Below are 2,311 nucleotides of genomic sequence, written 5' to 3' on the forward strand. Positions count from 1 at the left end.
ATCGAGCCGTCAGTGGGCAGCGTGGGCGACTCCTACGATAACGCTCTGGCTGAAACGATCAACGGCTTGTACAAGGCAGAGGTCATCCATCGCCTCGGACCGTGGCGCAATCTGCAGGCCGTTGAAATGGCGACCCTCGAATGGGTGGACTGGTTCAACAATCGTCGGCTCTTCGGCCCCATCGGCAACATTCCACCTGCCGAGGCAGAAGCCGCTTATTATGCAAATCTCGCTGGGTCTGCCAACGTGGAATGACTCAAGCAAAACAGTCTCCGGGAAAGCCGGGGCGGTTCATCCGCCTTGGGAACTCGTGTACCAGCAGACGCAACGATGGCTGGCGGCCGGCTGTTTCGAGAGCATGGTGAGTGATTTGCGATCGATCATACGTGTGGCGCAGGGGCGGCAGGGACAGCCCAGTGCAGTGATTCTGGATGGACGCACGCTGCAATCGACATGTGAAAGCGGTCCACGTGCAGGCTATGACGGCTACAAGCGCAAGCGTGGCAGCAAGGTGCATATGGCGGTCGACACGCTGGGTCAGTTGCTCGCCGTACACGTGACACCGGCCAACGAACAGGAACGCGCGCAGGTGGCAGAGCTGGCGCGTCAGGTGCAGCAGGCAACGGGAGAAACCGTGAAAGTGGCCTTTGCCGATCAGGGTTACACGGGTGAAGAACCCGCGCAGGCCGCGCGAGGCCAGGGAATCGATCTTCAGGTGGTCAAGCTGGATGAAGCAAAAAAGGGCTTCGTTTGTCCACGCAATTCCAGTACTTCGAAGTACCTAACACGCTCTAGAAAAGTTATCTTTATAGCGCGGTTTGGCTGGTCGCCGAGTACTAGTTGCTGCGCGAGGTGCTCGCTCGAAACCAAACTGCCGTCGATTCGCGAAATCGCGGCGGAGCTGCGCCCCGACCTGCGGGACGATTCTTGACGCATCCTTTAGCGCACGCCTACGCGACGCCAGTGAGCGCAATTCCTGACAACACCGTTGATAACGGACGATCTGAAAAGGCGGAGCAATTCGGTGGGTTAACGCCTGCACGCAACTTACTTGCCCTCAACCATATCCAGGCGTAGGGAAGACCGGAATTCGGCCTGATGGAAAGCCTGGCACGAGGCGCATCAGCTGTCGGTCCCTCATGAGCAAACCGTAGACGCAAGCGGTGGCGGAGTTCGGTAGCCGCATCCGCTCAACATAAAAAACCTGGCGGTGCTGACAACCGTTATGTCGCGATTGCCGCTCGCGCGCAGGCGACGATACGGTAGTGAATGACCCGACCCGTTGAGGATTCGATGTTGCATTGCTGCTCCGATAGCTCTAACCGATTCGCCGACTCGATTTTGCACCAGAACCTCTTGATGAAGGGCTGACCTGTCTGCGCTGGCTGACCGTTCGCGCTCAGCCAGCGGCGCCGCTCCGTTCGTCGCGTTGGCGTCTCGGGCCGCTTGTCCGGTTGGCGAGACGGGCCTGCGGCCGCTAGATAGCGCGCTTGCGCTGCCGGTTAAGTAACACGTGTCTCAGCGGACCGTTCTCGATTTGACGACGCACGGCTGCCGTTGACCGTGTCACGGCCGGTCCGGCTTACCGTGCCTCTTCAGGCAACCTGACGTGCGTTGCGTCGCCATTCGCCGGGCGTGTTGCCCGTTCGTTGTGTGAAGGCTCTGCGAAACGCAGCGATGGATTGATACCCGACGAGTTCAGCCACGGCTTCCGTTCCGACCGAGGGATTCCTGAGTGCGTTGGCTGCAATGCTCATTCTGATGTCCGCCAGCAGATCAGTGGCAGACCGCCCGAGCACCGTTTCGAAGTGCCGCATGAACGTAGCGCGTGACATGTTGCAAAGTTGCGCCAACATCGGCAACGTCCACTGTTTCGCGGGCGCTTGCAACATGGCTGACATGGCCGGAAAGAGACGCGGATGGCCGGCCAATGCGAGCAGGCCCGTCGGTGCCCGCGAGGACTCGCTTGCAACGCGCATCGCTAACGTGAATAGCGCTGACGAAAGTGCATTGAGCATCGCGAATCCACCAAGCTTCGATTCCAGAGATTCGAGCCTCATCAGATGAACGAGGCCTGTCAGCTCGTCGATAGCGGAAGCGGCGTCGGCATCGGCGCCTGATTCTCTCGAGCGAACGACCAGCGTTCGAGGCAGATATTGGCCGATGAGCCGATCGTGAGGCGCGTCGACAATGAAGCGTCCACAAAGCATATCGAGCTGTTCGCCCGAGCTGGAATTTTCACTGATCACAAAGTTTGCCGCCTCTCTGACGTGCGCCGGCGACGGCGACGCACCGCTGCCGTCGTGCAGCA

At 59.7% G+C, this 2,311-nt stretch carries 2 protein-coding genes and 1 pseudogene; 2 read left to right on the forward strand and 1 reads right to left on the reverse strand.

The genetic code is table 11. From position 1 onward, the window contains the following. Positions 1 to 255: integrase core domain-containing protein (locus tag GCT13_RS47405; RefSeq protein ID WP_152768407.1), on the forward strand; the 255-nt coding region annotated here is incomplete at its 5' end. A gap of 40 nt (positions 256 to 295) precedes the next feature. Then, positions 296 to 751: pseudogene (locus tag GCT13_RS47410) on the forward strand (transposase); the annotation flags it as partial. Between the two features lie 844 nt (positions 752 to 1,595). Here the strand turns inward: GCT13_RS47410 and GCT13_RS47415 are convergent. Beyond that, the coding region (locus GCT13_RS47415; protein WP_227747408.1) for a helix-turn-helix domain-containing protein at positions 1,596 to 2,311 on the reverse strand (716 nt) is incomplete at its 5' end.

It is taken from the genome of Paraburkholderia franconis (assembly GCF_009362735.1).
GTDB lineage: Bacteria > Pseudomonadota > Gammaproteobacteria > Burkholderiales > Burkholderiaceae > Paraburkholderia > Paraburkholderia franconis.